This is a genomic window from Acinetobacter sp. CAU_H_S139_7, from assembly GCF_058599305.1.
Map to the genome: position 1 here is coordinate 3,249,106 of NZ_CM178651.1, position 17,675 is coordinate 3,266,780.

12 protein-coding genes and 5 tRNA genes are annotated in these 17,675 nt (G+C 42.7%); 1 reads left to right on the forward strand and 16 read right to left on the reverse strand.

Annotated elements, in window-relative coordinates; all coding sequences use genetic code 11:
- Positions 1–46 precede the first annotated feature (46 nt).
- Positions 47–910, forward strand: a complete 864-nt coding sequence (locus AC4MC0_RS15790) for an IS982 family transposase (protein WP_335998414.1) — start codon at positions 47–49, stop codon at positions 908–910.
- Between the two features lie 297 nt (positions 911–1,207).
- On the opposite strand, the gene AC4MC0_RS15795 is transcribed toward AC4MC0_RS15790, so the two are convergent.
- The 16 genes from AC4MC0_RS15795 to trpE form a co-directional block, all read right to left on the reverse strand.
- Positions 1,208–1,768: a hypothetical protein gene (locus tag AC4MC0_RS15795; protein ID WP_491887148.1), complete on the reverse strand. Its 561-nt coding sequence runs from the start codon at positions 1,766–1,768 to the stop codon at positions 1,208–1,210.
- A gap of 81 nt (positions 1,769–1,849) precedes the next feature.
- Positions 1,850–6,049, reverse strand: coding sequence for a DNA-directed RNA polymerase subunit beta' (gene rpoC / locus AC4MC0_RS15800; protein WP_010325734.1), 4,200 nt, complete (start codon positions 6,047–6,049; stop codon positions 1,850–1,852).
- Between the two features lie 141 nt (positions 6,050–6,190).
- Complete coding sequence (rpoB, locus tag AC4MC0_RS15805) at positions 6,191–10,279, reverse strand: DNA-directed RNA polymerase subunit beta (RefSeq protein ID WP_078425779.1); 4,089 nt, start codon at positions 10,277–10,279, stop codon at positions 6,191–6,193.
- A 301-nt stretch (positions 10,280–10,580) separates the two neighbouring features.
- A complete protein-coding gene (rplL, locus tag AC4MC0_RS15810; protein WP_004692767.1) occupies positions 10,581–10,946 on the reverse strand; it encodes a 50S ribosomal protein L7/L12 in 366 nt (121 codons plus the stop codon).
- Between the two features lie 48 nt (positions 10,947–10,994).
- On the reverse strand, positions 10,995–11,501 hold the full coding sequence (rplJ, locus tag AC4MC0_RS15815) for a 50S ribosomal protein L10 (RefSeq protein ID WP_004692769.1): 507 nt from the start codon (positions 11,499–11,501) through the stop codon (positions 10,995–10,997).
- Positions 11,502–11,802: 301 nt separating this feature from the next.
- Positions 11,803–12,498: a 50S ribosomal protein L1 gene (rplA, locus tag AC4MC0_RS15820; protein WP_010325731.1), complete on the reverse strand. Its 696-nt coding sequence runs from the start codon at positions 12,496–12,498 to the stop codon at positions 11,803–11,805.
- A 3-nt stretch (positions 12,499–12,501) separates the two neighbouring features.
- Positions 12,502–12,930 carry a 50S ribosomal protein L11 gene (gene rplK, locus AC4MC0_RS15825; protein ID WP_004668262.1) on the reverse strand — a complete coding sequence of 143 codons (429 nt, stop codon included), beginning with the start codon at positions 12,928–12,930 and terminating at the stop codon, positions 12,502–12,504.
- A 118-nt stretch (positions 12,931–13,048) separates the two neighbouring features.
- On the reverse strand, positions 13,049–13,582 hold the full coding sequence (nusG, locus tag AC4MC0_RS15830; protein WP_004692772.1) for a transcription termination/antitermination protein NusG: 534 nt from the start codon (positions 13,580–13,582) through the stop codon (positions 13,049–13,051).
- A 7-nt stretch (positions 13,583–13,589) separates the two neighbouring features.
- Positions 13,590–14,030, reverse strand: a complete 441-nt coding sequence (gene secE, locus AC4MC0_RS15835; protein WP_004692774.1) for a preprotein translocase subunit SecE — start codon at positions 14,028–14,030, stop codon at positions 13,590–13,592.
- A gap of 76 nt (positions 14,031–14,106) precedes the next feature.
- Positions 14,107–14,182 (reverse strand) — tRNA-Trp (locus tag AC4MC0_RS15840).
- A gap of 48 nt (positions 14,183–14,230) precedes the next feature.
- Positions 14,231–15,421, reverse strand: a complete 1,191-nt coding sequence (gene tuf, locus AC4MC0_RS15845; RefSeq protein WP_004692776.1) for an elongation factor Tu — start codon at positions 15,419–15,421, stop codon at positions 14,231–14,233.
- Positions 15,422–15,567: 146 nt separating this feature from the next.
- A tRNA-Thr gene (locus AC4MC0_RS15850) sits at positions 15,568–15,642 on the reverse strand.
- Between the two features lie 17 nt (positions 15,643–15,659).
- A tRNA-Gly gene (locus tag AC4MC0_RS15855) sits at positions 15,660–15,735 on the reverse strand.
- Between the two features lie 41 nt (positions 15,736–15,776).
- Positions 15,777–15,860 (reverse strand) — tRNA-Tyr (locus tag AC4MC0_RS15860).
- A gap of 54 nt (positions 15,861–15,914) precedes the next feature.
- Positions 15,915–15,990, reverse strand: a tRNA-Thr gene (locus tag AC4MC0_RS15865).
- A 98-nt stretch (positions 15,991–16,088) separates the two neighbouring features.
- A complete protein-coding gene (gene trpE, locus AC4MC0_RS15870) occupies positions 16,089–17,582 on the reverse strand; it encodes an anthranilate synthase component I (protein WP_336000124.1) in 1,494 nt (497 codons plus the stop codon).
- Positions 17,583–17,675: the final 93 nt, after the last annotated feature.

The following is a 17,675-nucleotide window of genomic DNA, read 5'->3' on the forward strand; positions in this document are numbered from 1 at the left end:
AACATATTGGTTCTCAATACAAAATGTTATAAAACAAGGCTTCTCGATGGATCATATTACCGAATTATTTTGTATTTTGGACGATTTCTGCAAAACATTTAATGAATCTTTAGAAAAAGCTTTAATTTCTGATCAAAAATCCAAGCTGAAAAAGTCAGCCTTGAGCTTGTCTGAAGCAATGACCATTGTCATTTTATTTCATCAATCCGGTTTTAGATTCTTCAAATATTTTTATTGCCAAATGATCGTTCCATTCTGGAAATCTGCTTTTACTAAACTGCTTAGCTACAACCGATTTATTGAAATCATGCCCCGTTGTTTGCAAGCTCTGAGTAGTTTCTTCCACCAGGTGAAAGGAAAAGATACGGGAATCAGTATCATTGACTCCACTAAATTGGTAGTTTGCCATAATCTTCGGATTAAAAGGCATCGTGTATTTAAAGGCTTGGCCGGCCGTGGAAAAAGTAGTACGGGTTGGTTTTATGGTTTTAAATTACATGTCGTTATCAATAATTTAGGTGAAATTATTAATTTCAAACTGACATCGGGAAATGTTCATGATGTTGCTATATTAGAATCTTTAACTCAAGAATTAAAAGGAATCCTACTCGGAGACAAAGGCTATTTGAGCAAAGCAAAAGCCGAAGCTTTAGCAGCAAGAGGACTGAAAATATTGACCCCATCACGTCGGAATATGAAAAATAAACCCATCCAAACTGAAGAAGAAAAACAATTACTTTGCAGAAGAGGATTGATCGAAACCGTGAATGATCAATTAAAAAATTTACATCAACTTGAACATTCACGTCATCGTTCGGTAAATAACTTCATGGTGAATATCATGGCTGCTGTAGTGGCTTATTGTTTGAATCCCAATAAGCCAACTTTCCAAAATATGCTAAAAGGCTAAGCAGATTTCGTCGAACTCAGGTTACTTATATTTTTAATATAGGAAAAATGTGAAATTTATAAAAGCTTAAATCCTCTTTTGTAACAAAAGGACAAAAAAAAAGCCACCTGAAGGTGGCTAAATCAACGAAATGGGTTTGGTGAAATTTTGACTTTGACAGCATCTTTACCTGTTATAAAGTGCCCTAATCAATGATCCATAGCCGATTTAAACGCATTTCATTTTTCTACATTGGATTTATATAAACTTTCTTTCACATTAACTCCAAAAGCTTAGATTTTAATCCGCGCAGTGATTTTACTGGCCATATCTTAATTGTTCTCTCATAAAATCATACGCCCCATAGCCTGATATGAAGATTGCTAACTGACTAAATATCAATAAAAAACTAAAAAATAACTCACCGAAAACAATGCCTAGTTTATATTGATATAAATTCTGAAACAGGTAACTACTCCGACCTAATCCCACAGTCATATCGTGTTTAGAAAAATGCCATTGCATCATCGAAAAGCTAAAATAAATCAGCCCAATGAACAATATTCCTATAATTAAGCCATCCCAAAACTTAAATTTCGCAATACGGGGAATATTTTCACGCTCTTCTTGCCAAATCATCCAGAATAAAACCGCTGCCCAGATTGTACTAAATACAGAAAAATAAGCAGTAAGCGCTACGGTATAAAAGGGAAATGGCCCAGAAATACCCGTCTTAATATTTAGTTCTTGTGTGATGAAGTGCCATACCGTATGTTGCCAGTGCATTTCAGGCTGTGGAGCTAAAAACATCATAAGCAAAGCTGGAAGGAACATAACTGTCAGTAAAACAATTACGATCTGTCTAATTTGAAATACCATTTCTAATATGTATAGTCTTAATTATCATCAGTATATAAAAAAGCCACCCGAAGGTGGCTTTTTATTCATTTAAAGGGCTAATTACAGACCGTTAAACTCATCGCTAAATGCTTGGCTTAATGCTTGATCCACATCAGAGAAGTCATTTACAAGCTCATGCTCTGCAGCTTCAGCTTCTTGACGACGACGTTCTAAGTGATACGCAAGACCAGTACCTGCAGGAATCAAACGACCTACAACTACGTTCTCTTTCAAGCCACGTAAATCATCTTCTTTACCAGTTACAGCCGCTTCAGTTAACACACGAGTGGTTTCCTGGAACGATGCAGCAGAGATGAACGAGTCAGTAGAAAGCGATGCTTTAGTAATACCCATCAATTGACGTTCAAACTTCGCAGGGAACTTGTTTTGCGCAAGAACAGCTTGGTTCTCTTGCATCACGCGGATGTAATCCACTTGTTCGCCTTTGATGAAGCTTGTATCACCGCCATCAGTGATATCAACTTTACGCAACATTTGACGTACGATCACTTCAATGTGCTTGTCATTGATTTTTACACCTTGCAAACGGTATACGTCTTGAACTTCGTTCACGATGTAGTTGGTCAGCGCAACTTCGCCTTTCAAGCGTAAGATGTCATGTGGGTTCTGTGGACCGTCAGAAACAGTCTCACCACGGTTCACATGTTCGCCTTCGAACACGTTCATGGTACGCCATTTTGGAATCAGTTCTTCATAAATCTCAGAACCATCATCTGGAGTAATCACTAAACGGTTCTTACCTTTAGTCTCTTTACCAAAGCTTACAACACCTGAAATTTCAGCAAGAATCGCATGCTCTTTCGGTTTACGTGCTTCGAACAAGTCAGCTACACGCGGTAGACCACCGGTAATGTCACGCGTACGTGAAGTTTCTTGTGGTACACGACCAATAACGTCACCCACACCAATTGTTTCGCCATCACGGACAGAAAGAATCGTGTTTTGTGGTAGGAAGTAGAACTGCTCACCACCATCAGTCGTATCAAGAACAACCGCAGGACGTAAATCTTTACCAGACGCAGGACGTGCAGTCACAGGTAAGATTTCAATCGTCGTCATACCCGTTGCATCATCAGTTTTAGAGGTAACAGTTACGCCATCAGCGATTTGGCTGAAACGTACTTTACCTGCAACTTCTGTTACAAGTGGGTGGGTGTGCGGATCCCAAGTCGCCACAATACCGCCAGCTTCTACAGCTTCGCCATCTTTCAACAAGATAGACGCACCGTATGGCAGTTTATAACGCTCACGCTCACGACCTAAATCATCCGCAATACCGATTTCGCCTGAACGAGAAGTCGATACCAAGTGTCCTTTGGCATGTTGTACTGTTTTCACATTGTGGAAACGTACAGTACCTTTGTTACGTACTTGTACGCTGTTTGCAGCAGACGTTCGGCTTGCAGCACCACCTACGTGGAAGGTACGCATTGTTAACTGTGTACCTGGCTCACCAATCGATTGTGCAGCCATAACACCCACAGACTCACCAGGGTTCACCTGATGACCACGTGCAAGGTCACGACCATAACATTTCGCACATACGCCGAATGTAGATTCACACGCAACCACTGAACGTACTTTAACTTCATCGACACCTTGCTCTTCTAGGAAGTTTGCAAGTTTCTCATCAATCAAAGTGTTACGTGGCAGGATAACGTCGTCAGAACCGGCTTTCTTCACATCTTCAGCAACAACACGGCCCAGTACTCGAGTACCTAAGTTCTCGATTACGTCACCGCCTTGAATGAACGGAGTCATTACAAGACCGCCCAAAGTACCACAGTCAGGCTCAGTAATAACCAAGTCTTGCGCTACGTCTACAAGACGACGTGTCAAGTAACCAGAGTTTGCTGTTTTCAGTGCTGTATCAGCCAAACCTTTACGTGCACCGTGTGTTGAAATGAAGTACTGAAGTACGGTCAAACCTTCACGGAAGTTCGCTTTAATTGGAGTTTCAATGATCGAACCATCTGGTTTCGCCATCAAACCACGCATACCCGCTAACTGACGAATCTGAGCTGCCGAACCACGGGCACCTGAGTCAGACATCATATAGATCGAGTTGAATGATTTTTGCTTCTCATCTTCACCCTGTTTGTTTTTAACAGTGGTAAAAGACAAGTTGTCCATCATCGCTTTCGCTACTTGGTCGTTGGTACGAGCCCAAATATCGACAACTTTGTTATAACGTTCGCCCGCAGTTACGAAACCTTGTTCGAACTGTTGCTCAATTTCACGAACTTCAACTTCCGCTTTTTCAATAATTGAGTACTTCGCAGGTGGAATCACCATGTCTTCCATACCGACCGATACGCCTGAACGTGTCGCTTGACGGAAACCTAAGTACATCAATTGGTCAGCAAAGATCACTGTATCTTTAAGACCTAATTTACGGTAGCAAGAGTTAATCAATTTAGAGATGTTTTTCTTGGTCATCTCAACGTTGATTTGTTGGAAATCCATACCTTCTGGCACAACTTCCCAAAGTAAGCAGCGACCTGGTGTTGTATCCACAACAATGGTTTGTTGTTCACGGTTACCATTTTCGTCAATCACAGTCTGGTGTACACGTGCTTTTACGCGAGCGTGTAAATTTACCTGACCTGTTGCAAGTGCACGGTTAACTTCGTGAGTATCTGCAAACACCATGCCTTCACCTTTGGCATTGATCGCATCACGAGTGATGTAATACAAGCCTAAGACAACGTCCTGAGACGGTACGATGATTGGCTCACCGTTCGCTGGAGACAAGATGTTGTTGGTCGACATCATTAACGCACGCGCTTCTAACTGCGCTTCAAGTGTTAATGGTACGTGTACCGCCATTTGGTCACCGTCGAAGTCGGCGTTAAACGCAGCACAAACGAGCGGGTGAAGACGGATCGCTTTACCTTCAATCAGAATCGGTTCAAATGCTTGAAGACCCAAACGGTGAAGTGTAGGCGCACGGTTCAACATCACAGGGTGTTGACGAATCACGTGAGCAAGAACGTCCCAAACTTCTGGCGTTTCGCGCTCAACCATTTTCTTCGCAGCTTTGATGGTTGTTGCTTGGCCAGATGCTTGTAGTTTTGCGAAAATGAATGGCTTGAATAATTCAAGTGCCATTTTCTTCGGAAGACCACATTGGTGCAAACGTAAAGTAGGACCTACAGTAATTACCGAACGACCTGAATAGTCAACACGCTTACCAAGTAAGTTTTGACGGAAACGGCCTTGTTTACCTTTGATCATGTCAGCCAAAGATTTCAATGGACGCTTGTTCGAACCCGTGATTGCACGACCACGACGACCGTTGTCTAACAATGCATCGACAGACTCTTGTAACATACGTTTTTCATTACGTACGATAATGTCTGGCGCTGCAAGGTCAAGAAGACGCTTTAAACGGTTGTTACGGTTGATCACACGACGGTAAAGGTCGTTCAAATCAGAAGTCGCGAAACGACCACCTTCAAGTGGTACTAACGGACGAAGATCTGGTGGAAGTACTGGAAGTACATTCATCACCATCCATTCTGGCTTGTTGTTTGACTCTTTAAACGCTTCCATCAACTTCAAACGCTTAGACGCTTTTTTAAGCTTCGTCTCAGACGTTGTGTTTGGAATTTCTTCACGTAAACGTGAAATTTCGTTTTCAAGATCGATGTCTTTCAACAAGTCTTGAACAGCTTCTGCACCCATTTTCGCAGTGAATTCATCACCGTGTTCTTCTAAAGCGTTGAAGTATTCTTCATCGTTTAAAAGTTGGTATTTCTCAAATGGAGTCATACCTGGGTCAGTTACTACGTAAGATTCGAAATACAATACACGTTCGATATCACGTAAAGTCATGTCTAATAATAGACCGATACGGCTCGGAAGTGATTTTAAGAACCAAATATGTGCAACTGGAGAAGCCAGCTCGATGTGACCCATACGCTCACGACGAACTTTCGCAGTTGTTACTTCAACGCCACATTTTTCACAAATGACGCCTTTGTATTTCATACGCTTGTATTTACCACACAAGCATTCGTAATCTTTGACTGGACCAAAAATTTTGGCACAGAATAAACCATCACGTTCTGGTTTGAACGTACGATAGTTAATGGTTTCAGGCTTTTTAACTTCACCATGAGACCATGACTTAATCATTTCTGGTGACGCAAGACCAATACGGATGCGATCAAACTCAACTGGAGCATGACCGTCTGAATCCGTCTTTTTGCGCATGATATCGAGCAAGTCTTTCAATTTTTTTCTCCGTGTGTTGTGGAGACTTTCACTACACAACTGGGTCACAAATATTGTTTTTTAACTGAGAAATCTCCCCGCTTCCCTTTCGAGGAAGTCTCTCTTTGAACAAGAGAGGTTGGGGAGATTCAATGGAGAAACTTAGTCACCATTTTTCAGTTCAATGTTGATACCTAAAGAACGGATCTCTTTGGTCAATACGTTGAACGATTCAGGCATACCTGGGTCCATATAATGGTTACCATCTACAATGTTCTTATAGATACGGGTACGACCTTCAACGTCATCCGACTTAACAGTAAGCATTTCTTGAAGCGTGTAAGCTGCGCCATATGCTTCAAGCGCCCAGACTTCCATCTCACCGAAACGCTGACCACCGAATTGTGCTTTACCACCAAGCGGCTGTTGAGTTACTAATGAGTAAGAACCAGTAGAACGCGCGTGCATCTTGTCGTCTACCAAGTGGTTCAGTTTCAACATGTACATGTAACCTACAGTTACAGGACGGTCAAACTGTTCACCTGTACGACCATCATACAATACTGTTTGACCAGTACGTGAAATGTTCGCAAGCTCTAACAAGTCTTTAATTTGTGATTCTTCAGCACCATCGAATACTGGCGTTGCAAGTGGAACACCCGTACGTAAGTTACCCGAAAGCACCAAAATTTCATCATCAGTTAAGCTATCAAGATCTTCTTGCTCGCCACCAACTTTGTTATAAATCTTGTCTAAGAATCCACGAAGCTCAAGTACAGTACGTTGCGCTTTTAACATCTTGTCGATTTCTTCGCCAAGACCTTTCGCTGCCATACCTAAGTGAGTCTCTAGAATCTGACCCACGTTCATACGTGACGGTACACCCAGTGGGTTCAATACGATGTCGACTGGAACACCATTGGCATCGTGCGGCATGTCTTCAACAGGTAAGATGTTAGAAACAACACCCTTGTTACCGTGACGACCTGCCATCTTATCACCCGGTTGGATGCGACGTTTAACAGCCAAGTAAACCTTAACAACTTTCAATACACCTGTTGTTAATTCATCACCTGTAGAAAGTTTGCGTTTTTTCTCTGCAAACTTCTCATCAATTTCAAAGCTCTTCTCTTTCAAGAACACTTGAATTTGAGTTAAACGCTCTGCAATAGCTTCATCAGTCGGTTGGATTTCAAGTAAATCAACCAACTCTAAACCAGACAATACGTCTGCAGAAAGTTTATCGCCACGCTTAGTTGTACCACCACCGTTAGACTCTTGACCTGTCAACAAACGAACAATACGTTCACGTGCTGCTTCTTCGAAGATTTTGTATTCTTCTTTCAAGTCTTTACGATATGAATCAAGCTGAGCTTTTTCAATTGCTTGCGCACGTTCGTCTTTCTCAAGACCGTCACGTGTAAACACTTGAACGTCAATCACTGTACCTTTGGTACCTGATGGAACACGTAAAGATGAGTCTTTTACGTCAGCTGCTTTTTCACCGAAGATTGCACGAAGCAATTTTTCTTCTGGTGTTAACTGCGTTTCACCTTTAGGCGTTACTTTACCTACAAGGATATCACCAGCAGTCACTTCAGCACCGATATATACGATACCTGATTCATCAAGCTTAGACAGTGCAGCTTCACCCACATTCGGGATATCCGCTGTGATCTCTTCCGCACCCAATTTCGTATCACGAGCAACACACGACAATTCTTGAATGTGAATTGACGTTAAACGGTCTTCTTGAAGTACGCGCTCTGAAAGTAAGATCGAGTCTTCATAGTTGTAACCATTCCACGTCATGAACGCAACGCGCATGTTTTGACCGAGTGCAAGCTCACCGCCATCTGTTGATGGACCGTCAGCCAATACATCGCCACGACCGACTTTATCACCAAGTTTCACAAGAACTTTTTGGTTAATACAAGTGTTTTGGTTCGAACGTGTATATTTGATCAGGTTATAGATATCTACACCTGCCTCGCCTGCAACCATTTCGTCTTCGTTGACACGAATCACGACACGTGAAGCATCGACAAACTCGATACGACCACCACGACCCGCAATCACACACACACCAGAGTCATGCGCTACATTTGCTTCCATGCCTGTACCTACAAGCGGTTTGTCAGCAATCAATGTAGGCACAGCTTGACGCTGCATGTTTGAACCCATCAATGCACGGTTGGCGTCATCGTGTTCAAGGAATGGAATTAGTGATGCAGCAACAGAAACAACCTGCTGTGCAGAAACGTCCATATGCGTCACTTTTTCAGGCGGCATACGTACGAAATCACCTTGGTGACGTACAGAAACAAATTCTTCTGTTAAGTTACCGTCTTTATCTACGCCAGAATCGGCCTGTGCAATCACAGTACCTACTTCTTCAATGGCAGATAAATACTCAACTTCATCCGTTACACGACCATCAACCACTTTACGGTATGGAGTTTCTAAGAAACCGAAATTGTTACATTTCGCATAAACAGAAAGCGAGTTGATCAAACCAATGTTTGGACCTTCAGGCGTTTCAATTGGACATACACGACCGTAGTGAGTTTGATGTACGTCACGTACTTCAAAGCCCGCACGTTCACGTGTCAAACCACCAGGACCAAGCGCCGATACACGACGTTTGTGCGTAATCTCAGACAATGGGTTGTTTTGGTCCATGAACTGAGATAATTGGCTTGAACCAAAGAATTCTTTGATTGCAGCAGCCACTGGTTTCGCATTGATCAAATCTTGCGGAGACAAGTTATCTGTTTCAGCTTGGCTTAAACGCTCTTTAACAGCACGTTCTACACGAACTAGACCAACACGGAATTGGTTTTCAGTCATTTCGCCGACTGAACGCACGCGACGGTTACCCAAGTGGTCGATATCGTCGACTTCACCTTTACCGTTACGGATTTCAACCAATGTTTTGAGTACATCAGTGATATCTTCGTTCGACAAAATGCCTTCAACTTCACGAGACTTCTGATCCGTACCCACTTCGTAAGGACGACCCAAACGACGGTTGAACTTCATACGACCCACTGGAGAGAGGTCATAACGTTCTGAAGAGAAGAACAAGTTATTGAATAAGTTTTCAGCCGCTTCTTTCGTTGGTGGCTCGCCTGGACGCATTACTTTGTAGATTTCTACCAATGCTTCTTCACGACCTGTCGTGGTGTCTGCACGTAAAGTATCTGCAACGAATGAACCACGGTCGATGTCATTGGTGAATAGAATGTTAAATTGTTTAACACCACCTTCAGCCAATTTCACCATAATTTCATGACTTAACAAGGTATTAGCTGCAATCACATCACCATCTTTAAGTGGAATGTCTTCTGCAGTAATACGCTCGTACAAGTACTCATCAGGCACAGAAAGCTTTTCTAGGCCAGCAGCTTCCATTTGACGCACATGACGCGCGTTGATACGCTTGCCTTGCTCAACAATGGTTTTGCCATCATTATCTACGATGTCAAATTGTGCCATTTCGCCACGTAAGCGTTCTGGAACAAGGTCAATCTGGTAGCTACCCATGTCTAGATACACAGGCACTTTTTCATAGAACAAGTCTAAGATTTGCGCATTGTTATAACCCAAAGCACGAAGAACCACTGTCGCAAGTAATTTACGACGACGGTCAATACGAACAAATACAAGGTCTTTTGCGTCAAATTCAAAGTCTAACCATGAACCACGGTAAGGAATAATACGCGCAGAATAAAGCACTTTACCACTAGAGTGGGTTTTGCCTTTATCGTGGTCAAAGAATACGCCCGGTGAACGGTGTAATTGAGATACGATTACACGCTCAGTACCATTAATAACGAATGTACCGTTATCGGTCATGAGTGGCATTTCACCCATGTACACTTCTTGCTCGCGCACATCTTTAATTGATTTAGTTTCGCGATCTTTTAAGATCAAACGAATTTTTACGCGCATTGGTGCTGCATAAGTTGAGCCACGAAGAATACATTCGCGTACATCAAACTCAGGCTTACCAAGACTATACTCAACAAATTCTAAAGCAGCATTGCCAGAATAACTTTCTATAGGAAAAACTGAACGAAACGCGGCTTGCAGACCGATATCTTCGCGGTTTTTTGGTGATTTGCCATCTTGTAAAAATGTTCTGTACGAGTCGACTTGAATCGCGAGCAAGTACGGAGCATCCATAACACTAGGCAATTTACCAAAATTCTTACGGATCCGTTTCTTTTCGGTATATGAGTATGCCATCTGGAGTCCTCGGAAAGTAAACCGAGCCCGCCTGCAGAACGGGCTCAGAAGGAATTACGCAGGCCGATATGGCCACCACTTTTTACAAATGCTGCAATTTTCAGTGGTATTGAAACGCTTACCAATATTTTTAAATTTGAAAAATATTGGTAAGCGTTTGATTCTTTTCTTTATTTTAATTTGATGGATTTTCCACCAAGCAAACAAAAATCGAGCCGATTATTGTAACGCAAAAAGGCTGATGACCCAAGAGCCATCAGCCAATTTTTGGGGTGAAATTAATATTCCCCCCCTGGTAACATTACTTAATAGTAATAGTAGCACCAGTTTCTTCAAGTTTTTTCTTAAGTTCTTCAGCTTCTTCTTTAGAAACTGCTTCTTTAAGAACTGAAGGAGCGCCTTCAACCATGTCTTTAGCTTCTTTCAAGCCAAGACCAGTGATTTCACGAACTGCTTTAATCACAGCTACTTTGTTCGCGCCGAAAGAAGTCAACTCAACGTTGAATTCTGATTGCTCTTCAGCAGCAGCAGCAGCAGGACCTGCAGCTACAGCTACAGCAGCAGCAGATACGTTGAATTTTTCTTCGAAAGCAGAAATAAGTTCAACAAGTTCAAGAACAGTTTTTTCAGCAACTGCGTTTAAGATTTCTTCGTTTGTTAAAGCCATGAGAGTAACTCCAAATGGGTATTGAATGATGTGTGTTTAAGTTTGAGCTTATGCAGCTTCTGACTCGTTTTTCTCTTGAAGCGCTGTAAGTAAGCGACCCAATTTCGAAATAGGAGCTTGAAGAACGCTTGCAAGCATAGTAAGCGCTTTCTCTTGGTTTGGAAGATTCGCGATAACGCTAACTTCTTCGCCTTGATAAAGTTTGCCTTCAAATGCAGCAGCTTTAAGTTCAAATGCTTTGTTAGTTTTCGCAAATTCTTCGAATAAGCGTGCCGCAGCACCCATATCATCTGCAGAAGTTGAGAAAGCTAAAATTGTTGGGCCAACAAGGTTGTCGTTCAAGATATTGAATGGAGTATCTTGAAGAGCGCGTTTAGCCAAAGTATTACGTACAACACGTGTAGCAACACCTAACTTACGAGCTTCAACACGAAGAGCAGTTAATTGCTCAACAGTTAAACCTTGGTAGTCAGCAACAACAGCAGCAAACGCAGTAGAAGCAACTTCAGTTACTTCAGCAACGATCTGTTTTTTGCCTTCGATAAGAAGAGCCATTGTAAAACCTCCTAACGGTGATTTATGTACTTACGCGAAGTACACTCCCAATTCGCAAGTTCATCACTGAACTTACACGCGGAGGATGAACAAATCACACCACCGCGTCTACTCAGGCTGGGAAATTAAGAAAGTAATCGAAATTACTCTCGCCTGAGGTCTTTGACGCTGATAAATCTACATTTACCAATTCAAAGTTTGCCTAAGTTTGCAAGTAGTCCGAAACCGGTTTCTCTTGCGTAATATTTGAAGGAGTGCTTCAAATATTACTCAGGGCTTCAAAATTCTGTCTAAGTTAAACTCAGTTAGAAACGTTGTTTACATCAACAACAAGACCAGGACCCATAGTTGAGCTCAAAGTGATCTTTTTGATGTATACACCTTTAGATGTCGCAGGCTTTAACTTTTTCAAGTCTGCAATCAAAGTTTCAACGTTTTGACGAACAGCTTCAGCAGAGAAATCTACTTGACCGATCGCAGCGTGGATAATACCCGCTTTGTCTACACGGTAACGTGCTTGACCAGCTTTTGCATTTTTAACTGCACCAGCTACGTCAGGAGTTACAGTACCCACTTTAGGGTTTGGCATTAAGCCACGTGGACCAAGAATCGTACCCAACTTACCCACAACGCGCATTGCATCAGGAGCAGCAATTACTACGTCAAAGTCAAGGTTACCCGCTTGGATGCTTTCAGCAAGGTCATCAAAACCAACTACGTCCGCGCCTTCAGCTTTAGCAGCTTCAGCAGCAGCGCCTTGAGCAAACACAGCTACACGTACAGTTTTACCAGTACCTGCAGGAAGTGTAGTCGCGCCACGAACAACTTGGTCAGATTTACGAGGGTCAACACCTAGGTTTACCGCAACATCCAAAGATTCTTTGAATTTCGCAGCAGGAAGACCAGCAAGAACAGCTACGGCTTCTTCTAAAGTGTAAACTTTGTTTGCTTCAATAGCAGCAGCAATGGCTTTTTGACGTTTAGTTAACTTTGCCATGTCTTATAGCTCCACTTCCAAGCCCATAGAACGTGCAGAACCAGCGATGGTACGAACACGTGCGTCTAAATCAGCACCAGTTAAATCTGGTTCTTTAGTAGTCGCGATTTCTTCCAATTGAGCACGAGTCAACTTACCAACTTTAGTTTTGTTAGGTACAGCAGAACCCTTTTGGATACCAGCAGCTTTCTTAAGAAGAATAGATGCAGGAGGAGTTTTCATGATGAATGTGAACGACTTGTCGTTGTACACAGTGATCACGACTGGAATTGGTAAACCAACTTCAAGTTTTTGTGTCGCAGCATTGAATTCTTTACAGAATGCCATGATGTTAACACCACGTTGACCCAATGCAGGACCAATCGGTGGAGATGGATTCGCTTTACCAGCTGGAACTTGCAGCTTGATATAGCCGTCAATCTTCTTAGCCATTTCAAATTACCTCTGGGTACAAACGCCGATGAAGGCTCCCCAATTTCTAAGTAACGATACCGTTACAACAACAATGCCTGACTTATCAATAAGCCAGGCGTTTTTCAACCAGTTCTAATTAAACTGATTTTTCGACTTGGCGAAATTCCAGCTCAACCTGAGTTGGTCGATTAAATACATTAATGGTCAACGTTAAACGTGACTTTTCGTATAGAACTTCTTCCACCACACCTTTAAAGTCTGTGAATGGACCGTCAATTACGAGTAATTCTTCGCCTGGTTCAAACATCGTCTTCGGACGTGGTGCTTCACCAGTATTGCGTACACGAGCAAGAATCGCATCTGCTTCACGTTGGGTAATTGGCGCCGGTTTCTCAGCCGTACCACCAATAAAACCTAAAACTTTTGGACATTCTTTAACAATGTGCCAAGTTTCATCATTCATTTCCATTTCGACCAATACATAGCCTGGAAAGAACTTACGCTCAGATTTACGTTTCTTACCATCCTTCATTTCCACCACTTCTTCGGTAGGAACAAGGACTTCACCAAAGCTATCGGCTACAGCGCTACGCTGGATTCGATCATTAAGTGAACGCATCACTTGTTTTTCATAACCTGAATAGGCATGAATAATGTACCAACGTTTCATAGCTCTCTTACCCGATAATAAACTTCATTAACCAGCCCAAAATGTAGTCAAAACACCATAATAAAATGGATGCAACAACTACAACCGCAAGCACCTGCCAAGATGTGGTCATGGTCTCTTGCTTCGTTGGCCAAGTCACTCGACGCAGCTCAATTCGTGAATCTTTCAACAAACGAGCAAAGCCTTTGCCTTGATGGGTGGCGTATAATAAACCGAATGCCACGATGATACAAGCCAAAATTACCCCAACGCGCACCCAGATATCGTTGGCTGGTGCCCAATACGCTGGTAGGTGTTGATTCACCATGGTCGCACCAATTAATAAAATCAATGCGATAATCCATAAGACGACGTCCAGGGGAGAACCAGATTTAACTACTTCAGCAGAATTATTTCTTTGAGGGATTGCCGCGTCGCTTTGTGCGTCGCGTAATTTTTCATTCGACATTTTTGTACTCGTCGTAGGTTTCGCGACTTATTATATGACCAGTTTTGCCGACATCAAGCGTCTTTTATAAAAAAGTTGGCAGGCCAGGAGGGACTCGAACCCCCAACATTCGGTTTTGGAGACCGACGCTCTACCAATTGAACTACTGACCTGAAAAACAAATTGGAGCCGAAACCCCAATTTGTAATTTTATTTTATAATTATGCAGTTACTTTAGCAACTACACCAGCACCAACTGTACGACCACCTTCACGGATCGCAAAACGTAGACCTGGGTCCATTGCGATTGGGTGAATTAATTCTACTGACATTTCTACGTTGTCACCAGGCATAACCATTTCAACGCCATCTTGTAATTTGATCGCGCCAGTTACGTCAGTTGTACGGAAGTAGAACTGTGGACGGTAACCATTAAGGAATGGAGTGTGACGACCACCTTCTTCTTTAGAAAGTACGTATACTTCTGCATCGAATTTAGTGTGCGGCTTGATTGCACCTGGTTTAGCAAGTACTTGACCACGTTGTACGTCTTCACGCTTAGTACCACGTAGAAGAACACCACAGTTCTCGCCCGCACGACCTTCGTCTAGAAGTTTACGGAACATTTCTACACCAGTAACTGTAGTTACTTGAGTATCACGGATACCAACGATTTCAACTGATTCGCCTACTTTCACAATACCAGTTTCTACACGGCCAGTTACTACTGTACCACGACCAGAAATAGAGAATACGTCTTCGATTGGCATTAAGAATGCTTGGTCGATTGCACGTACTGGCTCTGGAATGTAAGTGTCAAGCGCGTCAACAAGCGCAACAACAGCTTCTTCGCCATACTGACCAGCGTCACCGTTAAGTGCAAGAAGAGCTGAACCACGGATAACTGGAGTGTCATCACCTGGGAAGTCATAAGTAGAAAGAAGTTCACGAACTTCCATTTCTACTAATTCAAGAAGTTCTTCATCATCAACAAGGTCACACTTGTTAAGGAATACAAGAATGTAAGGTACACCAACCTGACGAGAAAGAAGGATGTGTTCACGAGTCTGTGGCATTGGACCATCAGTCGCAGCACATACAAGGATCGCGCCGTCCATCTGAGCAGCACCAGTAATCATGTTTTTAACATAATCGGCGTGGCCCGGGCAGTCTACGTGTGCGTAGTGACGAGTTGGAGAATCGTATTCTACGTGTGAAGTATTAATTGTAATACCACGTGCTTTTTCTTCTGGTGCAGAGTCAATTGCAGCGTAGTCTTTCGCTTCGCCACCGAATTTCTTCGCACATACAGTTGCAATTGCAGCTGTTAAAGTTGTTTTACCATGGTCAACGTGACCGATTGTGCCCACGTTAACGTGTGGCTTATTACGTTCAAACTTAGCCTTAGCCATGTTCATCTTCCTCGTTTACGTCGAACACAGGTATAAACAACTCAGTATCGACACATCGCCTAAAAAATCAAACACCAAATACTTGAAAAGCAGACTAATAAGCCTGCTTCTTTAAAAATTTGTAGAAATTCTACTAAACTGTAATCTGGAGCTCTTATCGAGATTTGAACTCGAGACCTCTCCCTTACCAAGGGAGTGCTCTACCACTGAGCTATAAGAGCAAATATAAAACTTCAAATGGAGCGGGAGACGAGGGTCGAACTCGCGACATGTAGCTTGGAAGGCTACCGCTCTACCAACTGAGCTACTCCCGCACGATGTTGGTACAAAGACCACTTTCTTGAAGTCTTAAAATTGGTGGTGAGGGAAGGATTCGAACCTTCGAAACTTTCGTAGCGGAGTTACAGTCCGCCCCCTTTGACCGCTCGGGAACCTCACCATTTTACACTTACTTCAGTGTCGTTCTTTACTTAACCCACTCAACTCTCTAAGATGGTGCCGGCACACGGATTCGAACTGTGGACCTACTGATTACAAGTCAGTTGCTCTACCAACTGAGCTATGCCGGCGTTTCTTAGTGTTTCGTACGTTTCGTATCGGAACGGTGTGCAGTTTAGCAAAACTCAAAATCCTTGCAAGTGTTTTTTTCAAAAAAAACGTCAAAAACTCACAAAATCAATCCGTTTGACGATAATTCAACCGCTTTGATCACTGCGCGAGCTTTTATTTGGGTTTCATTCCACTCAGATTCAGGATTTGAGTCATAAACAAGCCCCGCTCCTGCCTGAACATACACCTTATTTTCACGAATAACGCAGGTACGAATTGCAATCGACATGTCCATTTCGCCATGCCAGCCTAAATAACCAACAGCACCACCAAAAATTCCACGTTTTACGGGCTCAACTTGATCAATAATTTCCATCGCACGAATTTTTGGTGCACCTGAAAGTGTACCTGCTGGGAAAGTTGCTTTAAAAACATCCAAGGCATCTACATCATCACGAACTTCGCCTTGCACATTGGAAACAATATGCATGACATGCGAATAACGTTCGATCACCATTTGATCAGTCACTTGCACTTTGCCAATTTTCGAGACACGACCAACATCATTTCGACCCAAGTCAATCAGCATTAAATGTTCAGCAATCTCTTTTTCATCCGACAGCAAGTCTTGTTCTAACGCCAAATCTTCTTCTTTGGTTTTACCACGTGGACGCGTTCCTGCCAGCGGACGTACGGTTGCAATCCCATTTTCAAGGCGAGATAAAATTTCAGGGGAAGAACCGACAATATGAAAAGGTTGATTATTTTCTAAAGTTTGCCCTTGCACCAAGAACAAATAAGGCGATGGGTTCAAATGACGTAGTGCCCGATAGACTTGTAAAGGTTCACCATCAAAGTCAGAGACCATACGATGACCTGGCACCACCTGCATCACATCGCCCGCACGAATATACTCTTTCACCGTTTCAATCGATTCTAAGAATTTGGCTTTGCCTGTGAGTGACTCAAAATGCGGTGCAGTATGCGGCGTGGCTTTTAAACTAATTGGCGTTGCGAGCAAATCTTCCAAAGCATCCAGTTGCTGCTGGGCTTGGCTATATGCATCCTCGTCAACCACATCGGCATGTACGATCAGGAATAAAGTATCTTTTAAGTTATCAAACACAATCACTGTTTTAGACAACATCATCCAAATATCAGGCAAACCCACTGGGTCTGCTTCTGGCGCGTTGTTTAAACGCGGCTCAATATAACGTACCGCATCATAACCAAAGTAGCCCACCAAACCACCGGTAAAGCTTGGCAAAGCAGGCAAATCAGCTTGAGTAGGTACTTTATATTTCGATTGAAAATCTCGGATGAATTGGAACGGATCTGTACAAGGTTGTTTTTCTATAGTGCCGTCAGCTTGTTGAATAGTCAGCTCACCCGCGTTGCATGAGAACACAGTAGATTCACCTAAACCAATAATAGAATAGCGTGCCCAGTTCTCCCCACCTTCCACAGATTCAAACAAATAGGCTTGCTTATGCTCTTTTAGGCGCGCAAAAACCGACAATGGTGTCTCAGTATCGGCTAAGCGCTGACGATAGACTGGAATCAGGTTATAACCCGCTGTTTTGAGTTGATCGAATTGAGTTTGCGTTGTCATGAGTGTTCTCTATTTTTTCAATATGGCGTGATCAGTTTTTAAAATTAGTGCTTTGAGTTTCGCCATCGAAAAGTCATATGTTTACTCATGTTC

Coding starts and splice junctions, on each gene's coding strand:
- rplL (WP_004692767.1), bottom strand. CDS start 10,946: ATGGCTTTAACAAACGAAGAAATCTTAAACGCAGTTGCTGAAAAAACT.
- rplJ (WP_004692769.1), bottom strand. CDS start 11,501: ATGGCTCTTCTTATCGAAGGCAAAAAACAGATCGTTGCTGAAGTAACT.
- rplK (WP_004668262.1), bottom strand. CDS start 12,930: ATGGCTAAGAAGATTGACGGCTATATCAAGCTGCAAGTTCCAGCTGGT.
- rpoB (WP_078425779.1), bottom strand. CDS start 10,279: ATGGCATACTCATATACCGAAAAGAAACGGATCCGTAAGAATTTTGGT.
- tuf (WP_004692776.1), bottom strand. CDS start 15,421: ATGGCTAAGGCTAAGTTTGAACGTAATAAGCCACACGTTAACGTGGGC.
- AC4MC0_RS15795 (WP_491887148.1), bottom strand. CDS start 1,768: ATGGTATTTCAAATTAGACAGATCGTAATTGTTTTACTGACAGTTATG.
- trpE (WP_336000124.1), bottom strand. CDS start 17,582: ATGACAACGCAAACTCAATTCGATCAACTCAAAACAGCGGGTTATAAC.
- nusG (WP_004692772.1), bottom strand. CDS start 13,582: ATGAAACGTTGGTACATTATTCATGCCTATTCAGGTTATGAAAAACAA.
- AC4MC0_RS15790 (WP_335998414.1), top strand. CDS start 47: ATGGATCATATTACCGAATTATTTTGTATTTTGGACGATTTCTGCAAA.
- rplA (WP_010325731.1), bottom strand. CDS start 12,498: ATGGCAAAGTTAACTAAACGTCAAAAAGCCATTGCTGCTGCTATTGAA.
- secE (WP_004692774.1), bottom strand. CDS start 14,030: ATGTCGAATGAAAAATTACGCGACGCACAAAGCGACGCGGCAATCCCT.